Source organism: Paenibacillus sp. FSL L8-0470 (assembly GCF_038008625.1).
Taxonomy (GTDB): domain Bacteria; phylum Bacillota; class Bacilli; order Paenibacillales; family Paenibacillaceae; genus Paenibacillus_AQ.
Genome location: NZ_JBBOZM010000001.1, coordinates 4,707,954 through 4,734,677, shown reverse-complemented (window position 1 = coordinate 4,734,677; position 26,724 = coordinate 4,707,954). Strand labels below are relative to the sequence as shown.

Below are 26,724 nucleotides of genomic sequence, written 5' to 3'. Positions count from 1 at the left end.
AGGCAAGGTGTAAGTATGGAGAGCTCCGCTGACTATTTATATCATTATTATGAGCAGTCCAGAGGTCCATTTGCCAATTTATCCGATTTGAGCGAAGCGCAGGCAGACGAAGTTCTGGAATCAATCCGCAAACAAAACGATGTGATGGCCTCCCGCCGAGATCAGGGGTATTTAGTGCGCAGACGGGAGTTAGAGGGATTAGCCAGAGAACTGTTCATCTCAAAAGGCGGGAAGCCTGTAAGAAAAGCCCCGCATTATATGGTAGTTGGCCCATGCGACTGGCTTAGTGACTGGTATAAGGAAAGTGCTTTTGTACAAATACCTATTTCACAGTTTAAACTGGACACCCTCTCATTCTCCTATGGCGATTTGTTTCCCACCTTTAGCCCGCGGGTGAATGACGGCAAGGAATATCGCAGGCAGGTTTACACCTACCAAGAAATCTTAGCGCTCATTCAGAAATATGGCTTGCCTCAGGAATGGAACAGAGATGGCACATATGGGCCGGAGAGATATATTGAAGTGCAGGTCTGGGATGATGGACCACTGGGGAGAACAGTTAAAGCTTAAAAAAAGGAATCATAGAGGAATTATGTAGATAAATATGGCGCAAGTCACAGAAAAGGATTACAATAAATCCATTATTGCCCTTGTATGGCGATGAACACTAGATTGTATAACAGAGGAGACGAGTAATGGTAAAAAACACTGCAAAAGGGCATCCGATTTTATTTTCACTCATGCTGGGGGTTCTGCTGATTGTATTGATCTCAGTTGCATCCGCAGCCGGAACCATCATGGAACTGGACGATACGGGGCTGAAGATTGCCCAAGCCGTAGCATTTTTGGTCATGGCTGTTATTGTAACGCTGTATATGACAAAAGGAGAGCGCTCATTAGCCCAATTCGGCTTCAGAAGCACTGGCGTGTCCAGGGCAAAAGAAGCTCTCTATTATGTACCGCTGCTTATTATCGCACTTGTACAACCTATTATGAGCGGCATCAACTTTGAGATTTCTGCGGTCGACATTCTGGTTATTGTAATTTTCACCATGCTGGTGGGCTTTACGGAAGAATCCGTTTTCCGGGGGATCATCAGGGATAAACTGAAATTCAAGGGGCCGGTGTTTTACATCGTGTTCTCCTCCGTCTTTTTTGGCGTCCTACATATGGCTAATGCATTAAACGGAAGTAATATAATACATATTCTTTTGCAGGTTATTAATGCGCTGCTGCTCGGTTTCATATTTGCACTGCTTATTGAAACTACAAACCACATTATTCCATTGATCGTGTTTCATTTTGCCTATGATGCACTTGCGCTGGTCAGCTATGAGAATCTGGACCGGGAAGTTCTGCTGGTTTCCATCTTGAATATCTTATACCTGATCTATGGAATCTATCTGGCCTACAACCTGATGCGCAGAAACAAGGTCAACCATCCAGCCGGCAAAACGGTCGGGAATCACAGGTAGGTCAGGCTGCATAGAGCAAGCAACCTCTGATTCTGCAAAAAGTGGTTTGAGTGCTGCGACTAATGAATAGCTTCACCACTTATCAAAGGCGACTTCAGTTTAATGCTGAAGGCGCCTTTTGACGTTAGGAGCCAGCGGATTCTAGACGCTGGCTTCGGCAGACGCACCGATCCTGCGGAAATCCGAGGGAGAGAACCCGGTTTCTTTTTTGAAGATGCGGTTGAAGGAGCGGTAGTTCTCGAACCCGATTGCTTCGGCGATTTCGAAGGTTTTCTGATCGGAGGTCAAGAGCAGCAGCTTGGCCCTTTCTATCCGCAATCGGGTCAAATACTGGATAAAACTCTCGCCTACGGTTTTCTTGAACATACTGCTGAAATAAGGAACGCTGTAATTGATCGAGGCGGCCAGCTCTTCAAGCTTATAGGGATAAGCCAAATCCTCGTGCATCCGCCGGATAATTCTCGACATCGAGGCATCGAGCTTCGTGCCCTCACCCTGCAGCTGCTGCAGCTTGCGGAAGGAACTGCAGATGGCGTCATGAACAGAATGGAAGGTTTGGCATTCCTCCAGCTTCTTCCGGCAGGAAGCTTTCAGGTCGGCTGCCCCCTCCGCGTCGACAATAAATTGACTGAGCTCCAAAAATACTCTCAGGTACAGGGATTTAATCTGCTCGGGTTCCCAGTGTTGCTCTGCAGCCTGGTGGTAAAAGGCGCTGCGCTGCTGGTCCAGCGCGGATGAACTCAAGTGGGACTCCAGCAGGGCAGTCTTCAGCACCTTGATCCAGAAGCGGCTGTTAGGCTCCGGAATGCGCTGGAATTTCAGGGATTGCTGCCACTCTTCACCGGTTAAGGTCTGATTGGCTTGGTAGAAGAAGGGATAAGCAGTGGAAGCCAGCTTTTTGAGCGTGCCGGCATCACTGCCTGTCCCTGCTTCGAAGACATATTCCAGTGCTATGGCTCCTATCTTCAAATTAGAGGCAAAGCTCTCCAGGATCTGCTCCATCAGCCCGGATGCTTCCAGCCGGCGCTCGTCCGTATAGATTGCAAAGAAACGCCCTTGGTCCAGCGTGACTACCTTGCCCACGCCTTGGTTGTCCAGCAGCTCTTTCAGAACGTTGACGCCGGCGAACTGCCAGAGCTTAAGTTCTTCAAGCTGGTCCATGGAGAAACGCAGGGAGCTTCTGTCCAGCTCCAGCACCAAGGCTCTAAATCGGCCCCGGCCAACCGGAATACCGGCCTGCTCAAGGCTCTGCAGCCAGCTCGATTCGTTGGCGGGATTGCGGAGCATCTCCAGAAACAAACCCTGCTCAATCTCAATTTCACTTGAGCGGACCCTCTGCTCCAGCAGCATTTGTTTTTCCCGTGTCTCTTCAAGCGAAACAGCCTTGCGGGTCAGCTCCTCCAGAGTGCGGGTCAGCAGCTCCGGGTCGGAGAGACAATCATCCTTTATCAGGTAGGAATCCGCCTTCAGATGAATGGCCTGCTGGGCATAATGGAAATCCTGATGGCAGGTCAGAATAACAATCTGCGGCCGGGGCAGGCCGCTGCTCTCGATTTCCCGCAGCATATCGAGTCCGTTCATCCCCGGCATCGTGATGTCTGTAACTATCAGCTGGGGTTTATTTTGCAGAAATAGTTTCAGGCCTTCCTGGCCGTCTTCTGCCTCCCCGCTAAAAGTAAACAGGTCGCTGCGCTGCTCGATCATATGCCGGAAGACCGTTCTGGCCGGGTATTCATCTTCAACAAGGATGACCTTGTAGTTACTCATGCTGTTCCCCCTTTACTCTTACCGAGTCCTGTTCAAGTATGAAAGTGATCGCCAGGCCTTCCCCGGGTTTGCTGGCAAGCATAATCTGGGTGTCCCGGCCGAACATCAGCCGCATTCTCATCCAGACATTCTGCAGCCCGATATTGTCGCTGATTTCTTCACGGGGAAGATGAAGCTTCAGCTTCTCCAGCTCCTGAGCCTCCATACCGATGCCATCATCCCTGATCTCGATCATGATTGCGGACGATTCGGGAATAGAGAAGACTTTAATAGTAATATGGCCTTCGCTTACCTTGGCGGGAAGAATACCGTGAAAGACAGAGTTTTCGATCAGCGGCTGCAGGCTCAGCTTAGGAATCTGCAGCCGCTGCAGCGGTTCTTCAATCTCCAGCGCAAGTAAGATCCGGCATTTATAACGCATATTGAGCAGACCTACGTAGTCCTCAAGATAGTCAAGCTCCTGCTGCAGCATAACGGTCTGCTCGTAATTCTCCATCGAATAGCGGAGCAGTGCGACCAAACGGCCCATCAGCGAATTTATCCCGTCATAGTCCTTCATGATCGCGAACATCCGGATGGTGTTCAGCGTGTTATACATGAAGTGGGGGTTAATCTGAGACTGCAGCGCCCTGATTTCCAGTCTGCGCTTCAAATCCTCCGATTCATGCAGATCTGCCAGCAGATCTTGAATGCGGACAGCCATCGTATTCAGCATCCGGCCGAGATCCCCGATTTCATTGTTGGCAAAATGCGTAACCCGCGCATCGAAACGTCCTTTCTTGATGGCGTCGACCTGTCGCCGTACGGCTTGCAAGGGGCGGTACAGATGATAACCGAAGCCGACAACAGAAAGTGCGCCAAGCCCAACGAGCAGGATCAGGAAATACATCACGGTTCTGCGGATAATCACTGTACTCTCCCCGAGCTGCTTGGATGGAATCTCTGAAATGACAACCCATTTATCATAGGTTGACGTCTGCTTGACGGAAATAATTGAAGAGTCCATGCGGAACTGACCTGGCTGCTGGAGATTCTTCCAATGGCTTAATATGCTGTGGATACGTTCTTCCTCTGCATTTCCACCCAGCTTGCTTGTAGTAGCGATGGATTTGCCGTCATCGGTTACCAGAGCGATAGAGCCTGTGGAGCCTAGCTGGATATTCTGGATCTGGCGCAGATATTCGTCATTTTTCATCGAAATCAGCAAAATGCCTTGCAAATCCTCGTATTGGTAAAACGGGATACGGGAGATATAATAAGTCGAACTATTCAATATATCGAGCTCAGGCAATGAATGCTTATCCAAGAAAAGCCCCGGCTTACCGGACTCCAGATAATGCTCAATCAGAGGTTTGTAAGGTGATGCTGCCATCGGCGAAGGGGCTTCGGTGGAAGACAGGATCTCGCCGGTCACAGCGGAATACACCTGCAGACCTTCAACATTGCCGATAATCGCCGAAGCGGTGCTGAGTACGGAGATCAGATCTTTTTTGCGGACAACCTCTTCAAAATATTGATCGGAAGGCGAAACCAGTGCTCCTTGAATCGAGGACATCCGCGAATACTGTTCGCTGAGCTCACGGAATCTGGACATGGTCAGCTCAATCCGGTCCACAACTTGATTTACGAGCTGGGCATTCAGCCGGTTCACCTGCTCCTCAACCGTCCTGCTGGAGACGCTTACAGAAATATACGACAATACAATCAGCGGAATGATGGAGATGGCAAGCATGACCAGAATCATTTTGATATAGAAGCTTCGCGTCAAAAATGAAAAAAAAGGAGATAACATGTCTTCACTTCCGTCTCTTGAGATGTCTAAATAAATTATAGTACTAGGCTGCGGTGAAGGATACCCTGATTTGCGCAAATCTGAAAAACGGATACACTTTGGCTCGAAATCGGCATGTTCACATGTAAGCGGATTCTCTATAATCCAAATTGTAAGCAGGGACTCACTGGATTACATCAAACAAAACGGGGGATGACAATGAAATTCAAACACAAGCTTGTACCTGTTCTGGCATCTACGGTATTAATGGCTTCCGCGCTGGCCGGCTGCGGCGGCAATAACAATGCGGCAGAGAATAACGGGGGAGAGGCTTCGGGGCAGCCGGCAGGAACAGCACAGACTGCGGGCAGCACCAAGGCGGCGAAGATCAAGGCGATGACGATTCTGTTCGGCAATCCGCCGGTCACGGAAAATAATAAAGCGCTTGAGAATCTGGAAAAACGCGGAAATGTCGATCTGGATATCACCTTTGTTCCTTCCGAAGCGTACGCGGATAAACTGTCCGTTGCAGTATCTGCCGGAGATTCTTACGACCTGCTGTTAATGGACGGCGGGAAGGATGACAAATTCAGCAATCTGGTCAAGATGGGGGCCTTCCATGATTTGACGCCTTATCTGGAAAAGACCGAGAATATCAATCTGATTGATGAAGCGGTCTGGAAGAATGTAAGAGTAGACGGCAAGGTATACGGCGTTCCGCGTCCCCGTGGCCTATATGGCGGAGGCGAAGCCAGCATGCTGATCCGCAAGGACTGGCTGGACAAATACAACCTTGAAGTTCCGAAAACTTTAGATGAGCTGACAAATGCAATGAAAGTGTTCAAGGAAAAAGATCCGGCAGGCGGCGGAAAAACAATTCCGTTCTCGATCTTTGGGGTAGATGGTATCAATGCCCCGGGACCTTTTGCCGGAGTCATGCCGATCCAGTTTGCACTTGGCATTCCGTTCACCTGGAAGGTGGACAACGGCACTCCGGTCCGGGATTTCCAGACTCCTGAATACAAGACTTATCTGGATTGGCTGAAGGACTCCTGGAGCCAGGGACTAATCGACAAAGATGCTCCGGTGCTCAAAAATCAGCAGCAGGCACGCGGTAAATTTCTCGCTGGCGTAGCCGGTGTATTTGCGGGTAACGTAAGTGATCTCGGGGAAGCCAATCTGTCCAAGCTGAAACAGGTGGACCCGAACGCGGAAATTGCCATTATAGATGTGCTTGAAGGTCCTGCCGGAGATAAAGGCGTTGCTGTAATGACCGGGTATTACGGACTATGGACGATTCCAAGCTCTGTTCCGGAAGACAAAATTCAGCAGATTGTGGATTTCCTTGATTTTACTGCTTCTGAAGAAAACGTAGCCTTCTACAAAGGTGGGGTAACCGGTGTTCATTCTAGCGGTTTGAAGGACGGGATTGTTACCCAGACGGAAGAACAGCTGAAGCAGGCGGATCTGGACAAGCCCAATAGCTTTATATTGGAAAACCGGATAGATCCATATGTGTATGCTACATCCAAGGAAGCGGACATTCTCGCCGTACAGAAGGCATCGCTGGATACCATCAGTAAGTTTGGCATCGAAAATCCGTTCCTGGCTTACAATTCCGAAACCGCAAGCAAAAATCCGGACAGCTATAAGAAAATGAATGCTGTCATGACGAAATATGTGCTGGGTGAAGGCGCCTGGGATGATGTGCAGAAGGAAATTGACGCTTGGACCAAGGGAACAGGTGCGCAAATCACCAAGGACCTGATGGATCAATATAACGCCGATAATCAATAGTTGAAAATACAAATAGACATGAACGGGACTGCGCCTCAGGGTCCCGTTCATGAATAATGGATGGGAGGGCAAAAAATGCAGAGATCGCTGCGTGGTTCAAGGTTTAAGCAGCTGTGGCCCTTTTACTTGCTGGCTGCACCGGGAATACTTTATTTTCTGACGTTTCATTATGTGCCTATGTCGGGACTAATACTGTCCTTTAAGGACTACAGTCCATTCAAAGGAATCATGGACAGTCCTTGGGTAGGGCTGGCTAATTTCAGACAATTTTTCGGAACTCCGAATTTTTATATTCTGCTCAAAAACACACTGGTTATCAGCTTGCTGAATATTGTAATTTATTTTCCTTTTACGATACTGCTCGCTATTATGCTGAATGAACTGCGGATGCAGCTGTTCAAACGGGTGTCACAAACCATTGTATATCTACCCCACTTTTTGTCTTGGGTGGTCATTTACGGAATTACCATCTCATTTTTCGGGCCATCTGGAGTGATCAATCACTATCTGGAACAGTGGTTCAATACCGATGCGATGTTCCTTACCAGCAATGAATGGTTCAGGCCGCTCGTCATCTTCCAGTCCATTTGGAAGGATGCAGGCTGGGGTACCATCATTTTCCTGGCGGCTTTAGCGGGAATTAATCCTGAATTATATGAGGCGGCCAAGGTCGACGGAGCGAACCGTTTTCAGAACATCTGGAACATTACGCTCCCGGGGATCAAAAGTACGATTGTCGTGCTGCTGCTGCTGCGGCTCGGCTCCTCACTGGATTCAAACTTTATGCAGATATTCCTGATGTCCAACGGTCTTAACCTGGATGTCTCCAATGTATTCGACCTGTTTGTCTACCATGTCGGACTGGAGCAGTTCAATTACAGCTATGCGATCACGGTAGGCATGTTCAAATCAATTGTCAGTCTGATTCTGGTGGTGGGGGCCAATTATGCGGCCAGGCTGCTGGGCGAAGAAGGCATTTTCTAGACGGGAGTGGAGACAAGATGAAAGCACGGATAACCTGGTTTGACGGAATTATTGCAGCGATCATTATTCTGATCAGTCTTACAGTCATTTTGCCTTTTCTATACATCATTGCGGTGTCCTTCAGTCCGCCAGCAGATTCGATGGCCGGCAATTTCTTTCTCTGGCCGAAGCACTGGACGCTTGATGCCTATAAATACCTGCTGAATGCCGATACCTTTCTGACCTCAATCAAAAATTCGGTCATTATCACAGTGATCGGCACCTGCCTAAGCCTGGTTGTCTCGATCATGCTGGCCTATACGTTGTCCAAAAAAGGAATACCGGGGCGACGTCTGATTCTGCTGCTGATCTTCTTCACAATGATTTTCCATGGCGGCATGATCCCGAACTATCTGGTGGTCAAAAATCTCGGTCTGATCGACAGCTATGCGGCTGTTATCCTTCCGGCGGTATCCAGCGCCTACAACGTGATGGTGATCCGCTCGTTCTTCCAGAGCCTGCCGCCAAGTCTGGATGAAGCGGCAAGAATCGACGGGGCGGGAGAATTCCGCATCCTGTTCTCGGTAGTAATACCGCTCTCGAAGCCGATCATTGCCACGTTTGCGCTGTTCTTTATGGTTCAGTACTGGAATGAGTTCTTCTCGGCAGTCATTTATCTGAACGATACGACACGCTGGCCGATCCAGCCGCTGCTGCGGCAGATGGTGGCGATCAGCGCCTCGAATATATCCGCCGAAGCGGCACTAGATGCACAGCTTGCCGCAAATTTGGGGCCAAATGTACAGAATGCGGCGATCCTGCTGGCAATGCTGCCTATCGTTATCGTATATCCGTTCCTGCAGAAATATTTTGCCAAGGGAGCCATGCTCGGCTCGGTCAAAGAATAAGGCGTTATTCGCCGCTTTGTTAAGAAGGGGAGAGCTATGAAGCAAAAAGGGTACAAGGAATTACGCAAGGATCCAGAATATACGGAACCGCTGCCGACAGATGTAGAGTTTATCGGCACTATGCTGAATCTGGAGCTGCCCGGCATGGAGGCTGTCCGCTGTTTCATGGAACAGGGCGATATAGCCGGAGCAAGGGATGCCTTCCTGCACCGGATTGAAGCGGCTGAGCTCACCCGGTATTACTTCGGCGTTGGCGAGGTGCCGCAACTGATGAAGGAGGCAAGGAGCCGGTATGGAGATTTCCCGGAAGCGCTGCAGGATATCGCGGAAGCAGAACGGATCGCGGAAGGCGATATTCCACTGTTCAAAGAGAAACGGGCAGTTTTTCCTGGCGGCGCATATGACTGGAACAGCTGGCTGTATGACAGCTCGCAATATCAGCTTCACCTGACGCGCTTCGCCTATCTGAAGCGGCTGTCCCGGGGATACTGCCTGACCGGCAACGAGAAATTTGCCGAATGCTTCAGCAACATGATGGAGGATTTCATTGATGACAACCCTGTGCCGCGCGGAGGTGTCTTTCGGGGCGAGCACTGCACCTGGGACCCATTGTCGGTAGGGGTCCGGCTGTTCATGCTGCCGGAAGCGTTCATTGTTTTCTACCGTTCAAAGGCTTTCACTCCGGAGATCAAAATGAAGCTGATCAAATCCTTCTATCAGCATGGGGAGTATGTCCGTAAATACCATGCCCGGAGCGGAAACCATGTGTGCATGCAGCTGCGCGGTCTAATCCAGGTCTCTCTGCTATTGCCGGAGCTGAAGCCGGCGCAGCAATGGCTGGAATACGCGCGGCGTGAGCTTCCGGGCCACATCCGGGACAACGTCTATGAGGACGGGGTACAATTCGAAGGCAGCCCGAACTATCACCAGGTAGTGATGCGCGACTTGTATGAACTGGTGCCGCTGTTTCAAAAACTGAATATTGAGGCTTTGGAGTATAGTGAAATCTTGGAGAAAATGCTGGAAGTGCAGAGTCATCTGATGACGCCTGACATGCAGCTTGCCAGATTTGGAGATACCGATGCACAGGCGGAAAACGAGCTGCGCAACACGATGAGCCTGGGCGCCTATTTGTTTGGAAGAGGGGATTTTAAATTCCTGGGGCATCCCCAGCTGCCGTTTGCCTTGCTCTGGCGGCTGGGACCGGAAGCGGCCGGGCGTTATGAGGCCATCCCAGCCGGACCGGCACCCGAACCCTTCGCCTGCTTCCCCGTTGGCGGATACCTCTTCTCCCGGCAGAGCTGGGAGAAGGAGGCTATGTATCTGGCGATGCGGGCAGGGGTGGGCATTGGGGGACATGCCCATTCCGATGCGCTTAGCCTGATTCTTTATGCCGGAGGACGGGAACTGCTGGCCGATTCCGGCATGGGACTGTTCGAATGGAATAAGGAACGCAAATATGCCGTATCGACAAGAGCGCATAACACGGTTGTCGTTGACGGGCAGGATCAGCATGTGCGCAGCCTGCATTGGAATACGCCGCAAACCGCAACCTGTAAAATATGGGATGCGCGTCATGGCAAAGATTATGATTATTGGTTCGCGAGCCATTATGGCTATACCCGCTATGATGATCCTGTTATCCACTCCCGTAAGGTAGTTTTTGTGAAGAACCGTTACTGGCTGATTGTGGATCTGTTTGAGGCGCAAGAGCAGCATACCTACGAGCAATATTTCCACCTGCCAATAGGCGATGCGGTAGTCCAGTGGGACCGCCGGCAGGTGCATACGAACCATAATGACAGCAATGTGCTGCTTCTATTCCCGGAACAGGAGCAGGCTGAGGATCAGCTTACACTGGAGAGCGGTCTTGATTTCAGGCAGGGTCAATATTACGTGAATCCGGTTGCGAAGCGGTCCATGTCCACTGCGGGAAGAGCAGTTTATGAAACGCTTGTTGTTCCCTATGGGACGGTCCAGCCGCAGATCCGGATCAGCAGAATGCCGGTCACGCTGGAGGGCCGGGAGTTGTCTGCGCTGGAAGCTACGGCGCTGCGGATATCCGGGGACAATTGGAGTGATGAGATTTGCCTGTATCACAGCTCTGTAGACGTGGAATCGTATCTGGACCACACCGGGAATATTGTTTCCCAGGAGCTTCTGCCAGGCAAGTCCGCGCTGGACGGAATTGAATTCGCCGGGGGCAGACATTCGGATGATGTGGTCGTGAATCATAGCGTCCAGCAGCACTAAACAGGCAGACATAATAGTTTCAGGAAGACTCTGGCAAACGCCGGAGTCTTTTTGTCTTTATTTGGGTAATACATACAGTTACATAATCAACAGAAGGCGACGCTTCCAGAACTGATATTGTTAGAAACAGAAGCCTTCTATTAACCTTTAAAGGACTGGGGGAGACTTCATGGACAAAGAAGCCAAAAAAATATTGTTAAGTACCTTCTGGACATCCGGCGGCTGGAAGAGCAGTCCGTCTCCTTACAGCGGAGCGGATTTTGAATATGCCAAAGAGAAGGGCCTTATGTTCGATCCGGTGAACATCACACATGATGCGGTGATTAAGAGGTTATGTGAGCTGCACCAGAAGATTATCAGCAAAGAGTGGGCGGCCACAGCATTCTTGCACAGCTTGTCAACCCGAAAGGTCCATCTGCGGAGCGCGTTGTCGAGCTGGGCGTTAACCTCGGAGCTGACTGTGCACACCTATGGGGAGCTTCTTGCACAACCGTCCATGTTCAGTTCATGCGGCCACTGCAATAACGCACAGCTGATCTCAGACAAGGCCTACGTGAATCAGGACTGGAATGTGCTGAATTTTGAACGGATCAAATGGGGAGGAGTCCGCCTGAACTGGCTTCTCTATTGCTGGCTTGATCTGGAGATGCTTGCCCGGGAGGAGAACCTGCATGTCAGCAGGGAGGATCTGGACATCCTCACCGCAATGACGGATGCAGTTATGGACTGCGGCGCGAAGGATGCTGCCCGGCAGCTGGAGAAACGCTGGAAAGATGTTTTCCCTTCCAGCAAACAGGAACGCGATGTCGTGATGGAGGTTTGGGGATACGCCGGTATCCTGCCGCCATCGAACGAGCCGCGCCCGGGACGGGGCGGCAACGGCGATTTTATCTCGGTTGCCAATTGGCGGGGTGAAGATGGCTATTCCCAGGAGGCGTTTAAGTATTTTTTTGGTGCTTTTTTGTAAGGGGAGAATGTTCAGCATGAATTAGAATGGTCTTCCTAACCAAATTCCGAAACTAAAAGTGAAAGCTTGATCACGGGACAAGCAGTGCAGGTGCGATGATTTCACGGAACACATCAACAGGAGGTTTCTTTTTCCGCCGCGGATCTTCGGTCAGAACCACAACCGTCGAAAGCTCCGGCAAAATATAAACAAACTGTCCCCCATACCCGCGGGCATAAAAGTATGCCTGGGAAGCTGCAGGTGACTCCTGAGCAGAAGAGGTGTAGACATCAGTCCACCAGTGCCAGCCATATCCGCCGCGGTAGGGGGCTTCTACAGGAAGTGCGGTTTCCGTAGATCGGTTGACCCGTTCAGGGGAAATGAGCCTTGAGTTCTCCCACATGCCCTCCTGTAGATAGAGCAGTCCCAGCTTCAGCAGGTCGGAAGGCCGCAGCTTCAGCCCGAACCCGCCCGTATGAACGCCTTGAAGATCAACCTCCCACTCATAATCTTTAATGCCCAAAGGGCCAAACAAATAGTGCTCGGCAAACTTGGCGGTGGACATGCCAGCCGCTTGCCTCAGAATGGCTGACAACAGCTGGGAAACGCCGGAGTTGTATTCCATTCGGGTTCCGGGTGTGTCCGACATCGGCTGTTCCAGCACAAACCGGACCCAATCCGGAGAACGGGTCATCCTGGGGAATGAGTTCTGCCCGCCAAATTCAGTCCAGTTGAAACCGGCAGACATCGTGAGCAGATGCTCCAGTGTGATTTCTGTTTTACGATGATCCGGGTCAAGGCTAAGCTGCGGATAAAATAACGTCAGCGGAGCATCCGGCTGCGGCAGCAGCCCCTTGTCCATCGCGATGCAGATCAGTGCGGAGAGCACACTTTTGGTGCAGGAATTGATTTTGGCCAGTTCAGTGGCTATATTTGGTGCTCTATAGTGTTCAAGCACAAGCCTGTTGTCCCGGCTGATCAGACAGCTGCGCAAATCGAGCGTTGTTAGCGCTGCAGAAATTGAGGATAGGTTCATTGGGTTGATCCTTTCATTATCATATCGGGAGAGCACTTGGGTGAAACCCGGCTTTTTCGCGATAGTTTGCCTTTCAACCAATAATATTAACATACAAATAAAGAATTTTATGATTCAATTCAAATGGGACTGCTGAGGGAGGAATGGCTGTCCCATCCAGTATTCAAGTGAAATCAGGAACAGCTCACAATATAACAGAATGGTTGCGGGGGGAGAACAATGTCAATCTATTTGGTCAGACACGGTAAAGATGATGAGGGATTCCGCGGTGGATGGAGCCAGCGTGGGTTAATTGCAGAAGGAATTGAACAGTCGCAGAAGCTGGGGCAGTACCTTAAAGCGCACCACAATCTTTACAACATTCACCGGGTGGTTAGCAGTGATTTAACCCGTGCGGTTGAAACCGCAACCGAGATTGCCAGTGAACTCCGCTTACCACTCGAAAGCAGCAACAACTGGAGAGAAATGAACAATGGCCTCATCGCCGGGATGGCTCATGAACTTGTAGAGGAGCAGTATCCGGGTCTCTATTTCTCGACTTTGCGGATGGATGAGGAATTCCCGGGCGGGGAGAGTCCGATTGATTTTTTTAACCGTATACAGGCAACCTTTAAGAAGTTATGCGAGGAGCAGCTCCTCAACAAGGGGGAGGAGAATATTTTAATTGTAACCCATGGCGGAGTTATTAATATTATTTATCATATTTTAAATGGGGTAGAGTGGTCGAATAAAGGCAAAGCTTACCCTAGTACATATACCAGTCTCCATCACATCAAATATGATGCCGGAGAATGGGAGATTGCAATGGAAACGCTGAGTGTCTAATCAAAGGATGTAAATATCACATGAATACAAAAACTCCTGCAGCTAAGTTTGCGGGAGCTTCTTTGCGTGCGATTGTTTTCTTAATCCAGTGATTGACAATAGAGGGGGGACTCACTATAATCATTATAGACCGACGGTCGGTCGATGAAATGGAGGATTACAATTATGCGGATTTCCAAGGAACCTGAAGAACGCAGAAACGAAATTTTAGATACGGCAGAGCTGCTTTTTTTCACCCAGGGGTATAGCAGAACTACAATCAACGATATTTTGCAGAGGATCGGAATCGCCAAGGGAACCTTCTATTATTACTTCAAATCGAAGGAGGAGGTAATGGATGCGGTGGTTATGCGGTTCATTGATGCCGGGGTAGAAGCTGCGAAAGAGATTGCTTCCGATCACAGGCTATCTGTTCACGAGAAGCTGCTGAGGATCATTATGGCACAGAAGCCGGACTCGGAAGGGAAGGAGCAACTGATTGAGCAGTTCCATCAGGCGGAGAATGCCCAGCTTCATCAAAAGAGCCTGACGGAAACCATTCTCCGCCTGACACCTGTATTAACAGAAGTTATTGAGCAGGGCATCGAGGAGCAGTTGTTCCATACCGCTTATCCCCGGGAAACGGTTGAGTTTCTGCTGGTGGCCTCGCAGTTTCTGCTGGATGAAGGTATCTTCCAGTGGCAGCCGGAGGAAATTCTCCGCAAGATCGAGGCTTTCATTCATATTATGGAAACCTCTCTGGGTGCCAAACAGGGCAGCTTCGCCTATGTCACACAAATGTTCGGGCAGCCGCCTGCAGCTGATGGAAAGGATGGAAAGGCGGGGATAAAGGATGGGGAAACAGAACAATAAATCCTTCAGCAAGTTTCTGGTGTTATGGACAGGAGAATGGATATCCAGTATGGGCAGTGGGCTGACCGCTTTTGCGCTGGGTGTTTATGTCTACCAGATGACAGGGACTGCAGCCAGTGTAGCGCTAGTAACGCTTTGCGCTTTTTTGCCTTCCATTATGCTCAGTCCAATCGGCGGCGTGCTGGCTGACCGCTTTGACCGGCGGCTTATGATGATCACGGGTGATCTATGCTCCGCATTTGGACTTGTCTTCCTACTGTTTATCATGCTGCTGGGCGATCCGCCCGTTTGGCAAATCTGTCTCGGAGTGGCCTTCAGCTCCATATTCGTATCCTTGCTCGAACCGGCTTACAAGGCGACCATTACCGAATTATTGACCGAAGAGCAGTTTGCCAAGGCCAGCGGGCTGGTCCAGCTTGCAGCCTCCTCCAAATATCTTCTCTCTCCGCTGATTGCCGGGGTGTTGCTTGGCTACATGGATATAAAGGCTGTGCTGATTATAGATATCTCTACTTTTGTGGTGACCGTGCTTGCGGTGCTGGCTGTGAAAAAGAACCTGCAGGCTGAGTTTCCAGCGAAAACACGGCAGTCCTTTGCAAGAGACCTGAAGGAGGGTTGGGATACGCTCATTTCCGTGAAAGGTGTTCTACAGCTTACGGTTATTTTATCGGTGGTTACATTCTATGTGGGTTTTCTCCAGACCTTGTTTACCCCGCTCTTACTGCCGTTTACAGATACGCAAACCCTGGGCACAGTGGAATCCGTTAGTGCAATTGGCATGCTGATCGGCAGTCTGTTCATCGGGATGTTCAGCATTAAGGGCCAATATGCCAAGGTGCTGGCTGTAAGTCTGGGATTCGCCGGAGGTTTCTTTGCACTGGTCGGTCTGACTACAAATCTATATTTTATCGCTGCAGCCGGATTGTTGTTCTTCGCGGCACTCCCCTTCATTAACACCTGTGCTGACGTGCTGATCCGAAAAAATATCGCCGCCGAAGCACAAGGCCGTGCTTGGGGGATCATTGGCATTCTTTCACAACTCGGGTATGTGGCCGCTTATGCTGTTGCCGGAGTGCTGGCAGATCATGTTTTTAATCCGCTGCTGCGCAGCGGGGGAAGTCTTGCTTCCTCAGTGGGCAAGGTGCTGGGTACAGGAGAAGGCCGGGGTATCGGACTCCTGTTCATCGTCTGCGGTTTGCTGATAGTAATTGTGGCGGTGATTGTTCCAAGAATCAAATCTATTAGGGCTCTTGAACAACAACATTCATGAGTTTCTATATCAGAGAAGGAGGCAAGACAGCCAGATGCTGCTGCAAATCGTAAAAAGAGATGTTTTACGCAATAAAATCATCACCGGCGGATTGTTCATTTTTATTATGCTGTCTTCGCTGCTGGTTGCTTCTGCTTCGCACATCATTATGGAACTGACCGGCTCGCTGAATCAGCTGCTGGCCGCATCCAAGACTCCCCATTTTGTGCAAATGCATTCCGGAACCTTAGATGATTCCGCCCTTAAACGGTTTGTTTCGGAAAATCCGCTTGTACAGGATCAGCAGACGGTTGAGATGCTTACGGTCGACGGCTCAAATGTGTACTTGGGCAATCTGCAAAAGTCGGAAGCCGCCAGCGTCATGGATATCGGTTTTGTGAAGCAGAATCAGAAATTCGATCTGCTGCTGAATCTGGATAATCAGGTGATCACGGTTTCACGCGGCGAAATTGCCGTTCCTATCTACTATAAGGGACAGAAGCAGCTGAATATCGGGGATAAGGTCAATGTTACCTCCGGGTCCTTTACCAGAGAGTTCGTGATCGTTGATTTTGTCCGGGATGTCCAAATGAATCCGGCGATTGTCAGCTCCAAACGTTTTGTCGTAAATGAGGCGGATTACACAGCGCTGCGGGGGAAGCTTGGCGAAGTGGAATATCTGATTGAATTTCAGCTCAAGGATAGCAGCAAGCTTACTGAGTTCCGTAATAGCTATCAATTTGCCGGCCTGCCGGATAAAGGACCGACCATTGATTACCCTTTATTTAAGACGCTGAATGCTCTAACCGACGGAATTATAGCCCTTGTCATTATACTGGTGAGCCTCCTGCTTATGGTGATTGCTATCCTGTGCCTCAGATTTACGATGATCGCCTCCATGGAGGAGGATTACAGGGAGATCGGAGTCATGAAAGCAATCGGGCTGCCGCGGCAGGATATCAGAAGAATCTATATGGCCAAATACATCATACTGGCCGCATTGGCTTCATGCTGCGGCTATGGATTGTCACTTTTTACTGCACGGTTGTTTACAGCCAACATTAGCCTGTACCTGGGCGCGGCTCCGAAGGGGCTGCTTCAGCATATCGTTCCTTTACTCGCTGTCAGTCTGAGCTTCGGGATTGTTGTGCTCTTTTGCAGGCTGATTCTTAGAAGGTTCAACCGGATCACGGCCATTGAAGCCTTGCGGTCAAGTACTGCCGGGGTGGGGAGAACACATACGTCATCGTTTACACTCAGCAACCGTAAATGGCTGCCTGTGAATGGTTTTCTAGGGTTAAAAGATGTGTACAGCCGCTTCAGCATGTTCGGAGTGTTACTGCTGGTTGTGGTGATCTGTCTGTTTATGATCATCATGCCGGTGAATTTGTTGAATACGCTGCGCTCCCCGCACTTTATATCCTATATGGGCGTAGGACAGAGCACCATCCGGATTGATCTTCAGCAGTCAGGCGATACCGCCCGGCGGTTTGAACAAATGCTCACAACACTTAAGAAGGATCCGGACATCAAAAAATTATCGCCGCTCATTACCTCCCGCTTTAAGGTATTGGGAAGTGATGACGTCTGGGAGAATATCAATGTGGAAACAGGAGATTTCTCCATCTTTCCTTTGTCATACATAGAAGGCGGCGCCCCGGAAGGCGGAAGTGCAATCGCCCTGTCTGATCTGAACGCCAAGGAGCTGAAAAAACGGGTCGGGGATAGTCTTCTTCTCAAGGCTGGAGGGAAAGAACGGAAGTTGACGGTAAGCGGAATCTATCAGGATATCACCAATGGAGGGCGGACGGCTAAAGCGCAGCTGCCCTATGATCCAAAGACTGTAATGTGGTATGTGGTAGCGGTGGATGTACAGCCTGAAATTCCGGTCGCCGGGAAAATAGAAGAGCTGGCCGAGGCATTCTATCCGGCTAAAATCACTTATCTGGACAGCTATTTAGCTCAGACCCTGGGGAATACAGTTAAGCAGCTGCGGATGGTCACTATACTCGCGATCGCCATTTCCATCTCAATAGCGGTACTGATTACGTCCTTGTTTCTAAAAATGCTGCTGGCGAAGGATTCCACACAAATTACAATCTTGCGAAGCATCGGGTTCACGGTCGCTGATATCCGCCGGCAATATCTGGCCAGAACGCTGCTGATCGCCGGTCTTGGCAGCCTGCTTGGGATCTTGACGGCCGGAACGATCGGTCAAAGTCTGGTGCATGTTCTCGGATCATTCCTGGGTGCTTCCCGAATTCAGCTTGAGGTTGATCCGGTGCTGGCCTATCTGATTCTTCCGGTTAGCCTCATGCTGGCCGTGGCGGTTACTACTATAGGAAGTATAGGACCCATTCACAAGTCCGGGTTCACGAATAAGATAGCCGATTGAGGGGGCGACAACTGGATGCATATATTAGAAACTAAGGGATTAAACAAAACTTTTTCAAACGGGCAAGGAACGCAGCAGCCTGTATTAAAAGAGATCAACCTGCAGATTCCACAGGGGGAGTTCACAGCAGTGATGGGACCTTCAGGCTCCGGCAAATCAACATTGTTGTATACATTAAGCGGTATGGATACAATGACAGCGGGCAGTGTTCTTTTTAAGGGGCAGGAGCTCAGCGCCCTTTCCGAAACCGAACTGGCGGCGCTGCGCCTGCATAGTATGGGCTTCATTTTTCAGCAGATGCATCTGTTAAAAAATCTGAACATCCGCGACAATATCATCCTGTCCGCTTACCGGGCCAAAAAGACCAGCCGCAGAACCATCAATGCAAGAGCTGCCGATCTTATGAAAAGAACAGGCATTTCCGCATTGGCTGACCGGGGAATTACAGAGGTGTCCGGCGGACAATCACAGAGAGTGGCGATCTGCAGGGCGCTGATCAATCAGCCGGATATTCTGTTTGGCGATGAGCCTACGGGAGCACTGAACTCCAAGGCTGCCGGTGAGATCATGGAAATCCTGGGGGAGATTAACCGTTCGGGAACCACAATTCTTCTGGTTACCCATGATGCCAAGGTCGCTGCCGGGGCAGAGCGGGTGCTCTACATGCTGGATGGCCGAATGGCTTCCGAACACTGGCTAGGCAAATATCACAAAGAAAAAGGCGATCTTAAGCAGAGGGAAGAGAAGTTGTCCTCCTGGCTGCGGACCCTGGAATTCTGAGCGATAGGTTAAGGAATGAAATTTGCATTACAAAACTAGCCGGGAGTTTGGCTTCAAGTCACTAGGGGCTGTCCAATAAGTGGATTATTCTACGAGTGAGACAGTCCTTTGTTCTTCCTTGCCCAACATATCTTAAGAATCTTAATTTTCACTTTCTAGTCGTTTCTTCTTCTCACTTATCAACTGTTGTACAGTGAACATTTCTATGTCATCCATACCTTTTTCCTCTAGGTATTTTTGGATGTTCTTGTTGCCATCTAAGATAATAATTTTGCCGTTATCAACACTCAACACACCAGTTTGAGTCTCTGAAGTGTCTTTTCCAGGTTCAGAACGTATAAATACAATGTATTTCTTATTCCATCCAATTTCAGAAATTATGGGTTCAACCACTACCGGGTCTTTATCCATCTTCCCCTTTATGAAGTTGACTTCTTCACTACTTTGAAACAACCGATACTTCCCGGGCAATATAAGAATATTCGGTTCTCTATAATCTCTATTGTCCTCTACGGCAGTAGAGCAAGAAGTTATTAAAGTCAGCATACAAATTAAAAAAATATATAGACTCAACTTCTTGAACATAATTAGCCTCCAAACAAGTGAAATAATAATTAACTTACTATACTATACCAGTTTTGAAAAGAAATTATTCAGCATACAGAGTGGGAACCAAGAATGTACCTGGCTCCCACTTCCCTAGTTTTTAACGGGTGTTAATGTAGAAGAAAATGTCATAAGGAACGATTACTCCTAGTCTCTGGTTATCGGCTGCATAGTTATTTACCAGTGATACAAAGTTTGCTGGTATGCCCATTCCGCTTCCATAATTCCAGTATTCAAAATTATATAAATCATGAACGGTCGCGATGATAAACCAGCCACTTGAAAGTTTTTGTGCAGCAAAGGTTGCATTTGCTCTATGCAGTGCAAGAAAATGATCTCTGTTTGCAGAGAACTCAATTGATGTGTTTTTTGAGTAATATGTAGCACCATTCTTCGGTAATTGAGCTCTAAAGATTGTTAACTCTTTTTGAAATTCTGATGAATACTGAATCGAACTTGCTTGATTTGATCCATGATAGTATTTCAATGTACTGGGATAGTCCTGCAAGGAATGCTGTAGAAAAGTCCCTGATAAATAATATCCGCTCGCTATTAAAAGGTTGGAGCCAAAATTCCATTGACTCCTAAGAAAGGATTTAGTAACTGATTGGGTGCTCATCTCGGAATTTGGCTCTATCTCCGTCAGGGTTGAGGAGAAGGAAGCTTTGTCTTGTGCTACATCCTCAGATTCAAAGTTTAAGGCAGCTTCTTCGTCTTCTTTTTGTATTTGGTCAAAAATCAGTTTATGTTGTAAATCTTCTTCTGTTAGCTCATTTTCTACTGTGTGGGGTTCTTTTAAAACTTGCTGGTCTAAAGTTACAGTTTCTTGAGTTATACCTTCGGAAGCAAATACAGACGGAGAGAATGAGATCGCTAGTGCACAAGTTAGGCATGATGATAGCAAAATCTGTTTAGTATTTTTCATGGTTCGTCTCCTTAGTTTGTAGTTTAATATTTCATAATTATTATCTTGGAATTATCGCTTCCCTCATGGAACGGATTTGTCATATATTTGATATATAACAGTGTTCTTTTCCAATATATACTTATTAAGGTGAATATGTTTTTCAAAGACGGCTTAAAGGAATATATTGGAATATTTGAAGTTTACTCTTTCTTGTTCGTGACTTCAAATATATATGGTAAAATAAGTAATAAGAACTATTTTTCACAAACTCCCAAAAATAGAATTGCATAAAGAAGAATACAAATCGCTACTCTTCGGGTAGCAGATAACAGAGTGGCGATCTGCAGGGCGCTGATCAATCAGCCGGGATTCATTGGGCCTTGCGAAAGGGTGATGCAACGTGCTTAGATCAAATGTCATAGGATATCCACAGAATTTTATAAAATTTTCCAGTATAATGTAAGCGATATCATTATGGAATCGGCCTGCATCTTCAGGATCATCCGTGCCATATGACAGCAGTCCGATTACTCTGTTTAAGGGAGTCGATTTAATGCTGATCTTTAAGAAGATTTCGTTTAACAACTGGTTATTTACTGTTTTGGCTCTGCAGTATGCTCTCATGCATCTTTTCAAGCTCCACATTCCGGATTCGATTAAGTTATCTGAGATCATTGTTTTTATCGTTTATACCGTTTCGGAGATTACATTGTTTATCTACCGGGGCAGCCGGGCAGCCGTTGGAGCTGTTTCCGGAATGATCCCGCTTTTTTTTGCGGTGCTTTGGACTGTCGCCTTCTTTTCTCATTTTCAAAGCGAGAATTATGTGGCAGAACTTACGGTGATTAACTCGGTAGGAATGTTCACCGCCTTTTTTATTTTGCTGTTTGAATACATATTTCTGATTAGGGATTAATATTTTTGGCTTCAGATCACCAGCCGTCTTGGAATCTCAAGGCGGTTTTTGCGTATTTACGCACAATAGTCCAAAATTCAAAGAAATACTTAGGTCTGGGCGGTTCATTGCAAGAGATCAGGATTTTCCAGGAATTGCGACAGAATACATAATATTATGAAGGTTTAAGTTTTAGGTGTAATGCGTTAAGATATAGACATCACCAGATGGTAACCAAAAAGAACAGCAGCAAGCGGTTACAGGTGATGGACTCATTCCTAAATTTAGAAATGAATGTAGGAAAGGAGAGGCCCCGATGTACTACCGTTAGCGATGCATGCCGGAATCGGCTGCTGCTGGAGAAGGTGTAAGTGACAACATCTTTTCGCAGACCGTGGGTATGCGGGAATCCAGAGGTAACCAGGACCAAGGAACAGCTATTCAAGCAGGATTCATCTTGCGGAAGAAGGAGCGTGATTCCATTGAAAAAGGTTAGCGAAGCGTACTAAACACGATGGCTCACAGTAGGGAAAACGTCCGTGAAAACGTTTTTCGTGACATCGAGTACGCGGGAACTCATCCCATATGCAGGACATGGAGCAACACTCCGAAAGGGAGCGCACGGGGACTACCGAAATATGAATAACAATCACCATGTCAGGGATATGGATTGTTGCTGGAGGAAATGATTGAATTGAAGAACGGATTGAACACATAAATCCCCGTTTACCTTAGGCTGAAGGTAAGCGGGGATTTATGCGTTCCTACGGCAAACCGGGGAGGTCTATCATGTCTTGTCGAAATATGAAAAAACACAGTAGTGTGAAATAATTCACGTGACTATTATAAAATTTTAATATATAATAAATTTATAAAAAAAATTAGGGGGATTTGAGATGAAACTATTTAAAAGTTTGCTAGTCGCAGGGGTATCGGTAGCATTATTGTCGGGTTGTGGTGCGAACAATGATAAGGCGGCGAATGAGGCAGCAACTGCTTCTCCAGCGGCAAATGAGGCTGCTACGGCTTCTCCGGCGGCAGCTCAGACAGATGCTACATCGGCGGCTTCCATCGTTAATGAAGCGGCTGCATTTACTAAGGCTGTAAGTGCAGAAGGAACTTGGATTGTTGCTATTCTGAATGATGTTACTGTTGATCAGGACGTTGTTGTAGCCGGTGAGTTCCATGATAAAGGTGTTGCTGAGAACGCAGTTTACCGTAAGCTTGCTCTTTATGCACAGGATGCGGATCACAAAATCACTGCAAATTACACACTTACCGCACCTAAGGTTACCGTACAAAGTGAAAACTTCAGAGTGCAAGGCGGGACGATCAAAGGTGATGTATATGTTGAAGCAAAAGGTTTTAACCTGCATGAATCCGCTACAATTGATGGTAACCTCTACTTTGCCAGCGAAGATGTGAAAGCATCCGCAGCAGTGGATGGTAAAGTAACTGGAGCAACAGAAGTTAAATAAGTTCATTTAGTGCAATCATACTTTTTTTCGAGAAACCTGCAGACAGTGCCACGATGGCACAGCGTCTGCAGGTTTTTTTATATAAATTATCCTTCTATTTCTCGCTGAAACGGATACCGTCCTTTTGAGGACGGCGAAGCCGTTTCCACTTATGACAATCCAGTCCATTCTGATAAACCCTATATGGTACAATATGGATGGACTGCGATCCTTACACATAGGAGGTTTAGTGTGAAAAAAAGAACGATTGTATTAATTCTGCTACTAATCATCATTTTAGGTTTAGTGGGCTATAGAAGATATTTCTATCAATTTAAGGATCTTGGGAAAGCTACCCTATTTAGTGGTCCCATTGAGTCACCCGAAGGTGAGTATAATGCACGCGCGTATTATATCCCATATGGTGGCGCTGCAGGCGGTGTAATGTATCTTGTCGAAGTCGAGCAAAGCAAGACAGGCGTGAAGAAAATCATATATTCCAGCGAGCACAAAGACGAATTTTTCATGGACTGGCAAGCTTCGGATATTCTCTCGATCACCAATGAAAGTCCAGAATATAATGAATACCGGAATATTGAACTGAAAGTGAAAACCGAGATCTATGAGGAGTCAGGTTCTGCTTGCCGAAGCCTCCTGCTAAAGGACCAATATGAAACCTGCTATCAAGACGTGAAGGAGTAGACCCGTTATGTTGAAGAAGATAGGATTAACCCTTCTGGTCATTCCTTTGGTTATTATAGTGTTATTCGTTTCCCTGTTCCTGATCATGCCATTGGTTAACAATGTGAACTTATCCAAGTTCGAGAAACAATTTAGCAAACATCAGCTCCCGCCTGAAACCACGATTGTAGAAAGGGAGTCTATACTTGGCAAACTGAATGGAAACGGCAACGGGTTGGACTTTTTGGCTGCAATTCTAGTGGATTCTTCATTATCTGTTGACGAGCTGACAAGCTTTTACAGTAAGGAAACTTTCAAAAATGCCAAGCGGAGCAGAGAATACCCGGTCATCACTGAAGTCCTGCCTGTTACAGGAGCTTCTGTGGATTCGGTACATTTAGAACACGGCTCTTTGACTTTTGATACATTAAAAGACATCGCAGATTACTCCGGTTATTACTTTATCATTTTGTATGATGGAGGATATGATGCCTCGTTTGATATTCGGGGACATTAATTTACATGAATGGGGAGGAATAAGTAATGCTTGTGTCCAAAAAAATAATGATCGTATGGATCTTGTCAGCAGTCACGCTTGGCGGATGCTCCAGCTCACCCCCTACAGCGTTAGAACAGCAGGATACCTCCGCAGCCGTTCCTGCGGTTCAACAGTCCTATGATTTGTCTACACTCCATATGGACTTGCCGGCAAACTGGGGATTGGATACTTCTGATCCGAAGGTTTATGTAATTAAAGATGAGCAAGGTGAGGCCAGGGGCGAAGTATCGGCCAGTGAATTTGTGGAGAACTTTGATTTCAAGAAAATGGCAATGCCCAATCACAGCTCGCTGACTTCTGAGGAGGAGCTTGATATTCCCATGGGAACAAGCAGATTATTTACTTTGGATGCCGACAACGGCTCTGCAGCGTCCGGTCTTACAGGGACTCATGATACCTATTATGCGGTGATTCCGCATAAAGAAGAAATTTTATATATTTTGAATTTTTCCAACAATGATAAAGCTGCGGAAACCAAACAGGAATTTATCGGGATCTTGACAAGCCTCCGAATAAAGGACACCAGGATCAAGAGCATCAGGCTGGAATGTGCTGATTTATGCAAAGAAGGGGCAGACAAGTCTGGACCATTTACTGAAAAAACCTTCACCGATGAACATGAACTTGAAGTCTTTGCAAATGCCTTGAACAAGGCAGTGAAAATAAATGGTGAACTGAATTATGTTACATGTTTTCTAATGCATATTTCTTACCTTGACGGCACGCAAAAAAAGTATGTACTAAACATTTCGGATAGCGAACAAGAGGGGATAACGGGTCTGCTGGTAGATACTGAAGACAGTGGACAGGGTTATGAGATCCCAGAGAGAATTCATAATGAGTTAAGGGCACTGATTTATTAGTTACTTAGCTTTCGCACTAGAGATATCAGGTGAATCCCTCATGGCAGGAATAGAGGGAATACAGAAAACCCGAGCAATTATCGCGAAATCGGCGAGAAATTGTTCGGGTTTTTGAGTGAACATCAGCAGCAAAATACAATACATAAACTAGGCCGCAAAATATGTGCGTTTTGCACACATTTATGTTATGGTATATATGTGCAAAACGCACATAAATGAATTGAAGGGAAGAATGCAAATGATTAAAGCCGCAATTGTTAAGCAAGCGGGAATCCCTCCCGTATTAGGTCAATTTCCTGCCCCCATTGAATCCGCTGACAAAGTTATTGTTAACGTTTCGGCCGCTGCTTTAAGTAAACTTAGTAAGTTTCGTTCATTAGGCATGCATTATTCATCAGAAACAAACTTTCCACTTGTAGCTGGTGCAGATGGTGTCGGCACATTGGCAGATGGATCTCGTGTTTACTTTGCGCTCCCTGCCGCACCCTATGGGAGTTTTGCTGAACAAACGATTGTAGAAAAAAATATGATTATACATTTACCCAAAGAGATTGATGAAATAACCGCCGCTGCAATCACAAACCCGGCTATGTCCTCGTGGGCTGCTTTGGTCTATCGGGCGCATTTCCAGTCTGGTCAAACGGTTCTGATTAACGGTGCAACTAGTGAATCCGGTAGTTTGGCCATTCAAATTGCAAAACATTTAGGCGCAAAAAAAATTATTGCAACAGGACGAAACCACACAAAGCTACAGTCCATCGGAGCAGATGAATTCGTTGCATTTGACATGAATACTGACAACGGCAAAAATGCTTTTGAGAAAGCCTTAGAGCCAGCTTTTGCGGATGGAGTAGATGTTGTACTCGATTATCTCTGGGGTGACAGTGCCTTCGCCATTCTCTCTGCTGCTGCAAAAGCTGGTAGGAGCCGCCCAACGCGATTTGTTAGTATAGGAACTGCGTCCGGGCAAGAATCCATCAATATGCCCTCTTCATTACTTCGTGCATCTACGATCGAGCTGGTCGGCAGTGGCGGCAGAAGTGTTTCACAATTGAATATGCTGTCATCTGCACAAAGTGTTTTGGATCTTGCTTCAAAAGGAAAGATCCACATCGCTACAACAACATTTTCTTTAGAAGATATCGAAATAGCCTGGAATGCGCCATTGACACCTCGTCCCGTTATAATGATAAAATAAGGAACATGGAAGATAAACTTTTTAGTACACTGATTGAATTGACTACAATGCTTAATCAGTCAGATCGCCATAAGAAAATGATTGCCCATGCTGGCGTTAACATGGAAGCAGCTGCTTTTCGTGTTTTCATCGGCATTGGGCGTCTTCAGTCAACTAGTGTCGGCGATTTGGCTGCCATGATGGGCAAAAATTACTCCAGTGTTAGCCGTCAAATTGATAAATTGGAAATAGCCGGATTGGTCCATACTTATCCGGCAAAGAATGATTCTAGAATTCGTGTTTCTGAATTAACAAATCACGGAAAGGAGATTTTTTCTCAAATTAACTCCACTCGAAATGGCATCTTACAAGAAGCCTTGACGGACTGGACCGTAGACGAAAAGCAGCGTTTATTGAACGACTTAAGACGCTTAATTGATTCCTTAAATAAATTCAACTAATCAATGTTCAGACACTTTCTTATTGGCATGGTTGCTCGCGCTCCCATGATACCAAACGAGCAAGGTGTTTTTTTTGTCAAGCCCAAAAAGGGCATAGTGAC

At 47.5% G+C, this 26,724-nt stretch carries 25 protein-coding genes; 20 read left to right on the top strand and 5 right to left on the bottom strand.

The window, feature by feature from the left end; translation table 11 throughout:
• Positions 1 to 15 precede the first annotated feature (15 nt).
• Both NST99_RS21665 and NST99_RS21660 read left to right on the top strand, forming a co-directional pair.
• Positions 16 to 570: a hypothetical protein gene (locus tag NST99_RS21665; RefSeq protein WP_341094279.1), complete on the top strand. Its 555-nt coding sequence runs from the start codon at positions 16 to 18 to the stop codon at positions 568 to 570.
• 125 nt (positions 571 to 695) lie between these two features.
• The gene (locus tag NST99_RS21660; protein WP_341094278.1) at positions 696 to 1,475 is read left to right on the top strand and encodes a CPBP family intramembrane glutamic endopeptidase; all 780 of its coding nucleotides are present in this window, start codon (positions 696 to 698) and stop codon (positions 1,473 to 1,475) included.
• Between the two features lie 141 nt (positions 1,476 to 1,616).
• Here NST99_RS21660 and NST99_RS21655 read toward each other — a convergent pair whose 3' ends face one another.
• Complete coding sequence (locus tag NST99_RS21655) at positions 1,617 to 3,242, bottom strand: response regulator transcription factor (protein WP_341094277.1); 1,626 nt, start codon at positions 3,240 to 3,242, stop codon at positions 1,617 to 1,619.
• The gene (locus NST99_RS21650) at positions 3,235 to 5,010 is read right to left on the bottom strand and encodes a cache domain-containing sensor histidine kinase (protein ID WP_341094276.1); all 1,776 of its coding nucleotides are present in this window, start codon (positions 5,008 to 5,010) and stop codon (positions 3,235 to 3,237) included. Before NST99_RS21650 ends, NST99_RS21655 begins: the two co-directional genes overlap by 8 nt.
• A 222-nt stretch (positions 5,011 to 5,232) precedes the next feature.
• Here NST99_RS21650 and NST99_RS21645 point away from each other — a divergent pair, with 222 nt between their 5' ends.
• The 5 genes from NST99_RS21645 to NST99_RS21625 all read left to right on the top strand — a co-directional run bounded on the left by NST99_RS21645 (position 5,233) and on the right by NST99_RS21625 (position 11,901).
• Positions 5,233 to 6,810: an extracellular solute-binding protein gene (locus NST99_RS21645; protein WP_341094275.1), complete on the top strand. Its 1,578-nt coding sequence runs from the start codon at positions 5,233 to 5,235 to the stop codon at positions 6,808 to 6,810.
• Between the two features lie 75 nt (positions 6,811 to 6,885).
• Positions 6,886 to 7,794 carry an ABC transporter permease gene (locus NST99_RS21640; RefSeq protein WP_341094274.1) on the top strand — a complete coding sequence of 303 codons (909 nt, stop codon included), beginning with the start codon at positions 6,886 to 6,888 and terminating at the stop codon, positions 7,792 to 7,794.
• A 17-nt stretch (positions 7,795 to 7,811) separates the two neighbouring features.
• Complete coding sequence (locus NST99_RS21635) at positions 7,812 to 8,681, top strand: carbohydrate ABC transporter permease (RefSeq protein ID WP_341094273.1); 870 nt, start codon at positions 7,812 to 7,814, stop codon at positions 8,679 to 8,681.
• Between the two features lie 36 nt (positions 8,682 to 8,717).
• Positions 8,718 to 10,934, top strand: coding sequence for an alginate lyase family protein (locus NST99_RS21630; protein ID WP_341094272.1), 2,217 nt, complete (start codon positions 8,718 to 8,720; stop codon positions 10,932 to 10,934).
• Between the two features lie 169 nt (positions 10,935 to 11,103).
• Positions 11,104 to 11,901, top strand: coding sequence for a hypothetical protein (locus NST99_RS21625; protein ID WP_341094271.1), 798 nt, complete (start codon positions 11,104 to 11,106; stop codon positions 11,899 to 11,901).
• Positions 11,902 to 11,971: 70 nt separating this feature from the next.
• Here NST99_RS21625 and NST99_RS21620 read toward each other — a convergent pair whose 3' ends face one another.
• Positions 11,972 to 12,916: a serine hydrolase domain-containing protein gene (locus NST99_RS21620; RefSeq protein WP_341094270.1), complete on the bottom strand. Its 945-nt coding sequence runs from the start codon at positions 12,914 to 12,916 to the stop codon at positions 11,972 to 11,974.
• Between the two features lie 219 nt (positions 12,917 to 13,135).
• Between NST99_RS21620 and NST99_RS21615 the strand changes: the two genes are divergently transcribed.
• The 5 genes from NST99_RS21615 (at position 13,136) to NST99_RS21595 (ending at position 19,017) form a co-directional block, all read left to right on the top strand.
• On the top strand, positions 13,136 to 13,741 hold the full coding sequence (locus NST99_RS21615; RefSeq protein WP_341094268.1) for a histidine phosphatase family protein: 606 nt from the start codon (positions 13,136 to 13,138) through the stop codon (positions 13,739 to 13,741).
• A gap of 165 nt (positions 13,742 to 13,906) precedes the next feature.
• Positions 13,907 to 14,593 (top strand): TetR/AcrR family transcriptional regulator, encoded by a 687-nt coding sequence (locus NST99_RS21610; RefSeq protein ID WP_341094267.1) that lies wholly within the window; start codon positions 13,907 to 13,909, stop codon positions 14,591 to 14,593.
• Complete coding sequence (locus NST99_RS21605; RefSeq protein ID WP_341094266.1) at positions 14,574 to 15,863, top strand: MFS transporter; 1,290 nt, start codon at positions 14,574 to 14,576, stop codon at positions 15,861 to 15,863. Before NST99_RS21610 ends, NST99_RS21605 begins: the two co-directional genes overlap by 20 nt.
• Positions 15,864 to 15,897: 34 nt before the next feature.
• Positions 15,898 to 18,237 carry an ABC transporter permease gene (locus NST99_RS21600; RefSeq protein WP_341094265.1) on the top strand — a complete coding sequence of 780 codons (2,340 nt, stop codon included), beginning with the start codon at positions 15,898 to 15,900 and terminating at the stop codon, positions 18,235 to 18,237.
• A gap of 15 nt (positions 18,238 to 18,252) precedes the next feature.
• Positions 18,253 to 19,017 (top strand): ABC transporter ATP-binding protein, encoded by a 765-nt coding sequence (locus NST99_RS21595; RefSeq protein ID WP_341094264.1) that lies wholly within the window; start codon positions 18,253 to 18,255, stop codon positions 19,015 to 19,017.
• A 141-nt stretch (positions 19,018 to 19,158) separates the two neighbouring features.
• Here the strand turns inward: NST99_RS21595 and NST99_RS21590 are convergent, their stop codons facing one another.
• Both NST99_RS21590 and NST99_RS21585 read right to left on the bottom strand, forming a co-directional pair.
• On the bottom strand, positions 19,159 to 19,602 hold the full coding sequence (locus tag NST99_RS21590; protein WP_341094263.1) for a hypothetical protein: 444 nt from the start codon (positions 19,600 to 19,602) through the stop codon (positions 19,159 to 19,161).
• A 121-nt stretch (positions 19,603 to 19,723) separates the two neighbouring features.
• The gene (locus NST99_RS21585; RefSeq protein ID WP_341094261.1) at positions 19,724 to 20,548 is read right to left on the bottom strand and encodes a hypothetical protein; all 825 of its coding nucleotides are present in this window, start codon (positions 20,546 to 20,548) and stop codon (positions 19,724 to 19,726) included.
• A 535-nt stretch (positions 20,549 to 21,083) separates the two neighbouring features.
• On the opposite strand from NST99_RS21585, the gene NST99_RS21580 reads away from it, so the two are divergent.
• From NST99_RS21580 to NST99_RS21545, 8 genes are all read left to right on the top strand, one after another.
• Positions 21,084 to 21,446, top strand: a complete 363-nt coding sequence (locus NST99_RS21580) for a hypothetical protein (RefSeq protein WP_341094260.1) — start codon at positions 21,084 to 21,086, stop codon at positions 21,444 to 21,446.
• A 316-nt stretch (positions 21,447 to 21,762) separates the two neighbouring features.
• Positions 21,763 to 21,921 carry a hypothetical protein gene (locus NST99_RS21575; protein ID WP_341094259.1) on the top strand — a complete coding sequence of 53 codons (159 nt, stop codon included), beginning with the start codon at positions 21,763 to 21,765 and terminating at the stop codon, positions 21,919 to 21,921.
• Positions 21,922 to 22,321: 400 nt separating this feature from the next.
• Positions 22,322 to 22,903 (top strand): hypothetical protein, encoded by a 582-nt coding sequence (locus NST99_RS21570; RefSeq protein ID WP_341094258.1) that lies wholly within the window; start codon positions 22,322 to 22,324, stop codon positions 22,901 to 22,903.
• A 231-nt stretch (positions 22,904 to 23,134) separates the two neighbouring features.
• A complete protein-coding gene (locus NST99_RS21565) occupies positions 23,135 to 23,584 on the top strand; it encodes a DUF5412 family protein (RefSeq protein WP_341094257.1) in 450 nt (149 codons plus the stop codon).
• A 7-nt stretch (positions 23,585 to 23,591) separates the two neighbouring features.
• The gene (locus NST99_RS21560) at positions 23,592 to 24,080 is read left to right on the top strand and encodes a hypothetical protein (RefSeq protein WP_341094256.1); all 489 of its coding nucleotides are present in this window, start codon (positions 23,592 to 23,594) and stop codon (positions 24,078 to 24,080) included.
• Positions 24,081 to 24,259: 179 nt separating this feature from the next.
• The gene (locus NST99_RS21555; RefSeq protein WP_341094255.1) at positions 24,260 to 24,985 is read left to right on the top strand and encodes a hypothetical protein; all 726 of its coding nucleotides are present in this window, start codon (positions 24,260 to 24,262) and stop codon (positions 24,983 to 24,985) included.
• A gap of 238 nt (positions 24,986 to 25,223) precedes the next feature.
• The gene (locus NST99_RS21550; RefSeq protein WP_341094254.1) at positions 25,224 to 26,183 is read left to right on the top strand and encodes a zinc-binding dehydrogenase; all 960 of its coding nucleotides are present in this window, start codon (positions 25,224 to 25,226) and stop codon (positions 26,181 to 26,183) included.
• 5 nt (positions 26,184 to 26,188) lie between these two features.
• Complete coding sequence (locus NST99_RS21545; protein WP_341094253.1) at positions 26,189 to 26,623, top strand: MarR family winged helix-turn-helix transcriptional regulator; 435 nt, start codon at positions 26,189 to 26,191, stop codon at positions 26,621 to 26,623.
• The last annotated feature ends 101 nt before the right edge of the window (positions 26,624 to 26,724 follow it).

Excerpts from the sequence above, each read along its gene's own strand:
- NST99_RS21665 (WP_341094279.1), top strand. The coding sequence starts at position 16 with ATGGAGAGCTCCGCTGACTATTTATATCATTATTATGAGCAGTCCAGA.
- NST99_RS21660 (WP_341094278.1), top strand. The coding sequence starts at position 696 with ATGGTAAAAAACACTGCAAAAGGGCATCCGATTTTATTTTCACTCATG.
- NST99_RS21655 (WP_341094277.1), bottom strand. The coding sequence starts at position 3,242 with ATGAGTAACTACAAGGTCATCCTTGTTGAAGATGAATACCCGGCCAGA.
- NST99_RS21645 (WP_341094275.1), top strand. The coding sequence starts at position 5,233 with ATGAAATTCAAACACAAGCTTGTACCTGTTCTGGCATCTACGGTATTA.
- NST99_RS21640 (WP_341094274.1), top strand. The coding sequence starts at position 6,886 with ATGCAGAGATCGCTGCGTGGTTCAAGGTTTAAGCAGCTGTGGCCCTTT.
- NST99_RS21635 (WP_341094273.1), top strand. The coding sequence starts at position 7,812 with ATGAAAGCACGGATAACCTGGTTTGACGGAATTATTGCAGCGATCATT.
- NST99_RS21630 (WP_341094272.1), top strand. The coding sequence starts at position 8,718 with ATGAAGCAAAAAGGGTACAAGGAATTACGCAAGGATCCAGAATATACG.
- NST99_RS21625 (WP_341094271.1), top strand. The coding sequence starts at position 11,104 with ATGGACAAAGAAGCCAAAAAAATATTGTTAAGTACCTTCTGGACATCC.
- NST99_RS21620 (WP_341094270.1), bottom strand. The coding sequence starts at position 12,916 with ATGAACCTATCCTCAATTTCTGCAGCGCTAACAACGCTCGATTTGCGC.
- NST99_RS21615 (WP_341094268.1), top strand. The coding sequence starts at position 13,136 with ATGTCAATCTATTTGGTCAGACACGGTAAAGATGATGAGGGATTCCGC.
- NST99_RS21610 (WP_341094267.1), top strand. The coding sequence starts at position 13,907 with ATGCGGATTTCCAAGGAACCTGAAGAACGCAGAAACGAAATTTTAGAT.
- NST99_RS21605 (WP_341094266.1), top strand. The coding sequence starts at position 14,574 with ATGGGGAAACAGAACAATAAATCCTTCAGCAAGTTTCTGGTGTTATGG.
- NST99_RS21600 (WP_341094265.1), top strand. The coding sequence starts at position 15,898 with ATGCTGCTGCAAATCGTAAAAAGAGATGTTTTACGCAATAAAATCATC.
- NST99_RS21595 (WP_341094264.1), top strand. The coding sequence starts at position 18,253 with ATGCATATATTAGAAACTAAGGGATTAAACAAAACTTTTTCAAACGGG.
- NST99_RS21590 (WP_341094263.1), bottom strand. The coding sequence starts at position 19,602 with ATGTTCAAGAAGTTGAGTCTATATATTTTTTTAATTTGTATGCTGACT.
- NST99_RS21585 (WP_341094261.1), bottom strand. The coding sequence starts at position 20,548 with ATGAAAAATACTAAACAGATTTTGCTATCATCATGCCTAACTTGTGCA.
- NST99_RS21580 (WP_341094260.1), top strand. The coding sequence starts at position 21,084 with ATGCTGATCTTTAAGAAGATTTCGTTTAACAACTGGTTATTTACTGTT.
- NST99_RS21575 (WP_341094259.1), top strand. The coding sequence starts at position 21,763 with ATGCCGGAATCGGCTGCTGCTGGAGAAGGTGTAAGTGACAACATCTTT.
- NST99_RS21570 (WP_341094258.1), top strand. The coding sequence starts at position 22,322 with ATGAAACTATTTAAAAGTTTGCTAGTCGCAGGGGTATCGGTAGCATTA.
- NST99_RS21560 (WP_341094256.1), top strand. The coding sequence starts at position 23,592 with ATGTTGAAGAAGATAGGATTAACCCTTCTGGTCATTCCTTTGGTTATT.
- NST99_RS21555 (WP_341094255.1), top strand. The coding sequence starts at position 24,260 with ATGGACTTGCCGGCAAACTGGGGATTGGATACTTCTGATCCGAAGGTT.
- NST99_RS21550 (WP_341094254.1), top strand. The coding sequence starts at position 25,224 with ATGATTAAAGCCGCAATTGTTAAGCAAGCGGGAATCCCTCCCGTATTA.
- NST99_RS21545 (WP_341094253.1), top strand. The coding sequence starts at position 26,189 with ATGGAAGATAAACTTTTTAGTACACTGATTGAATTGACTACAATGCTT.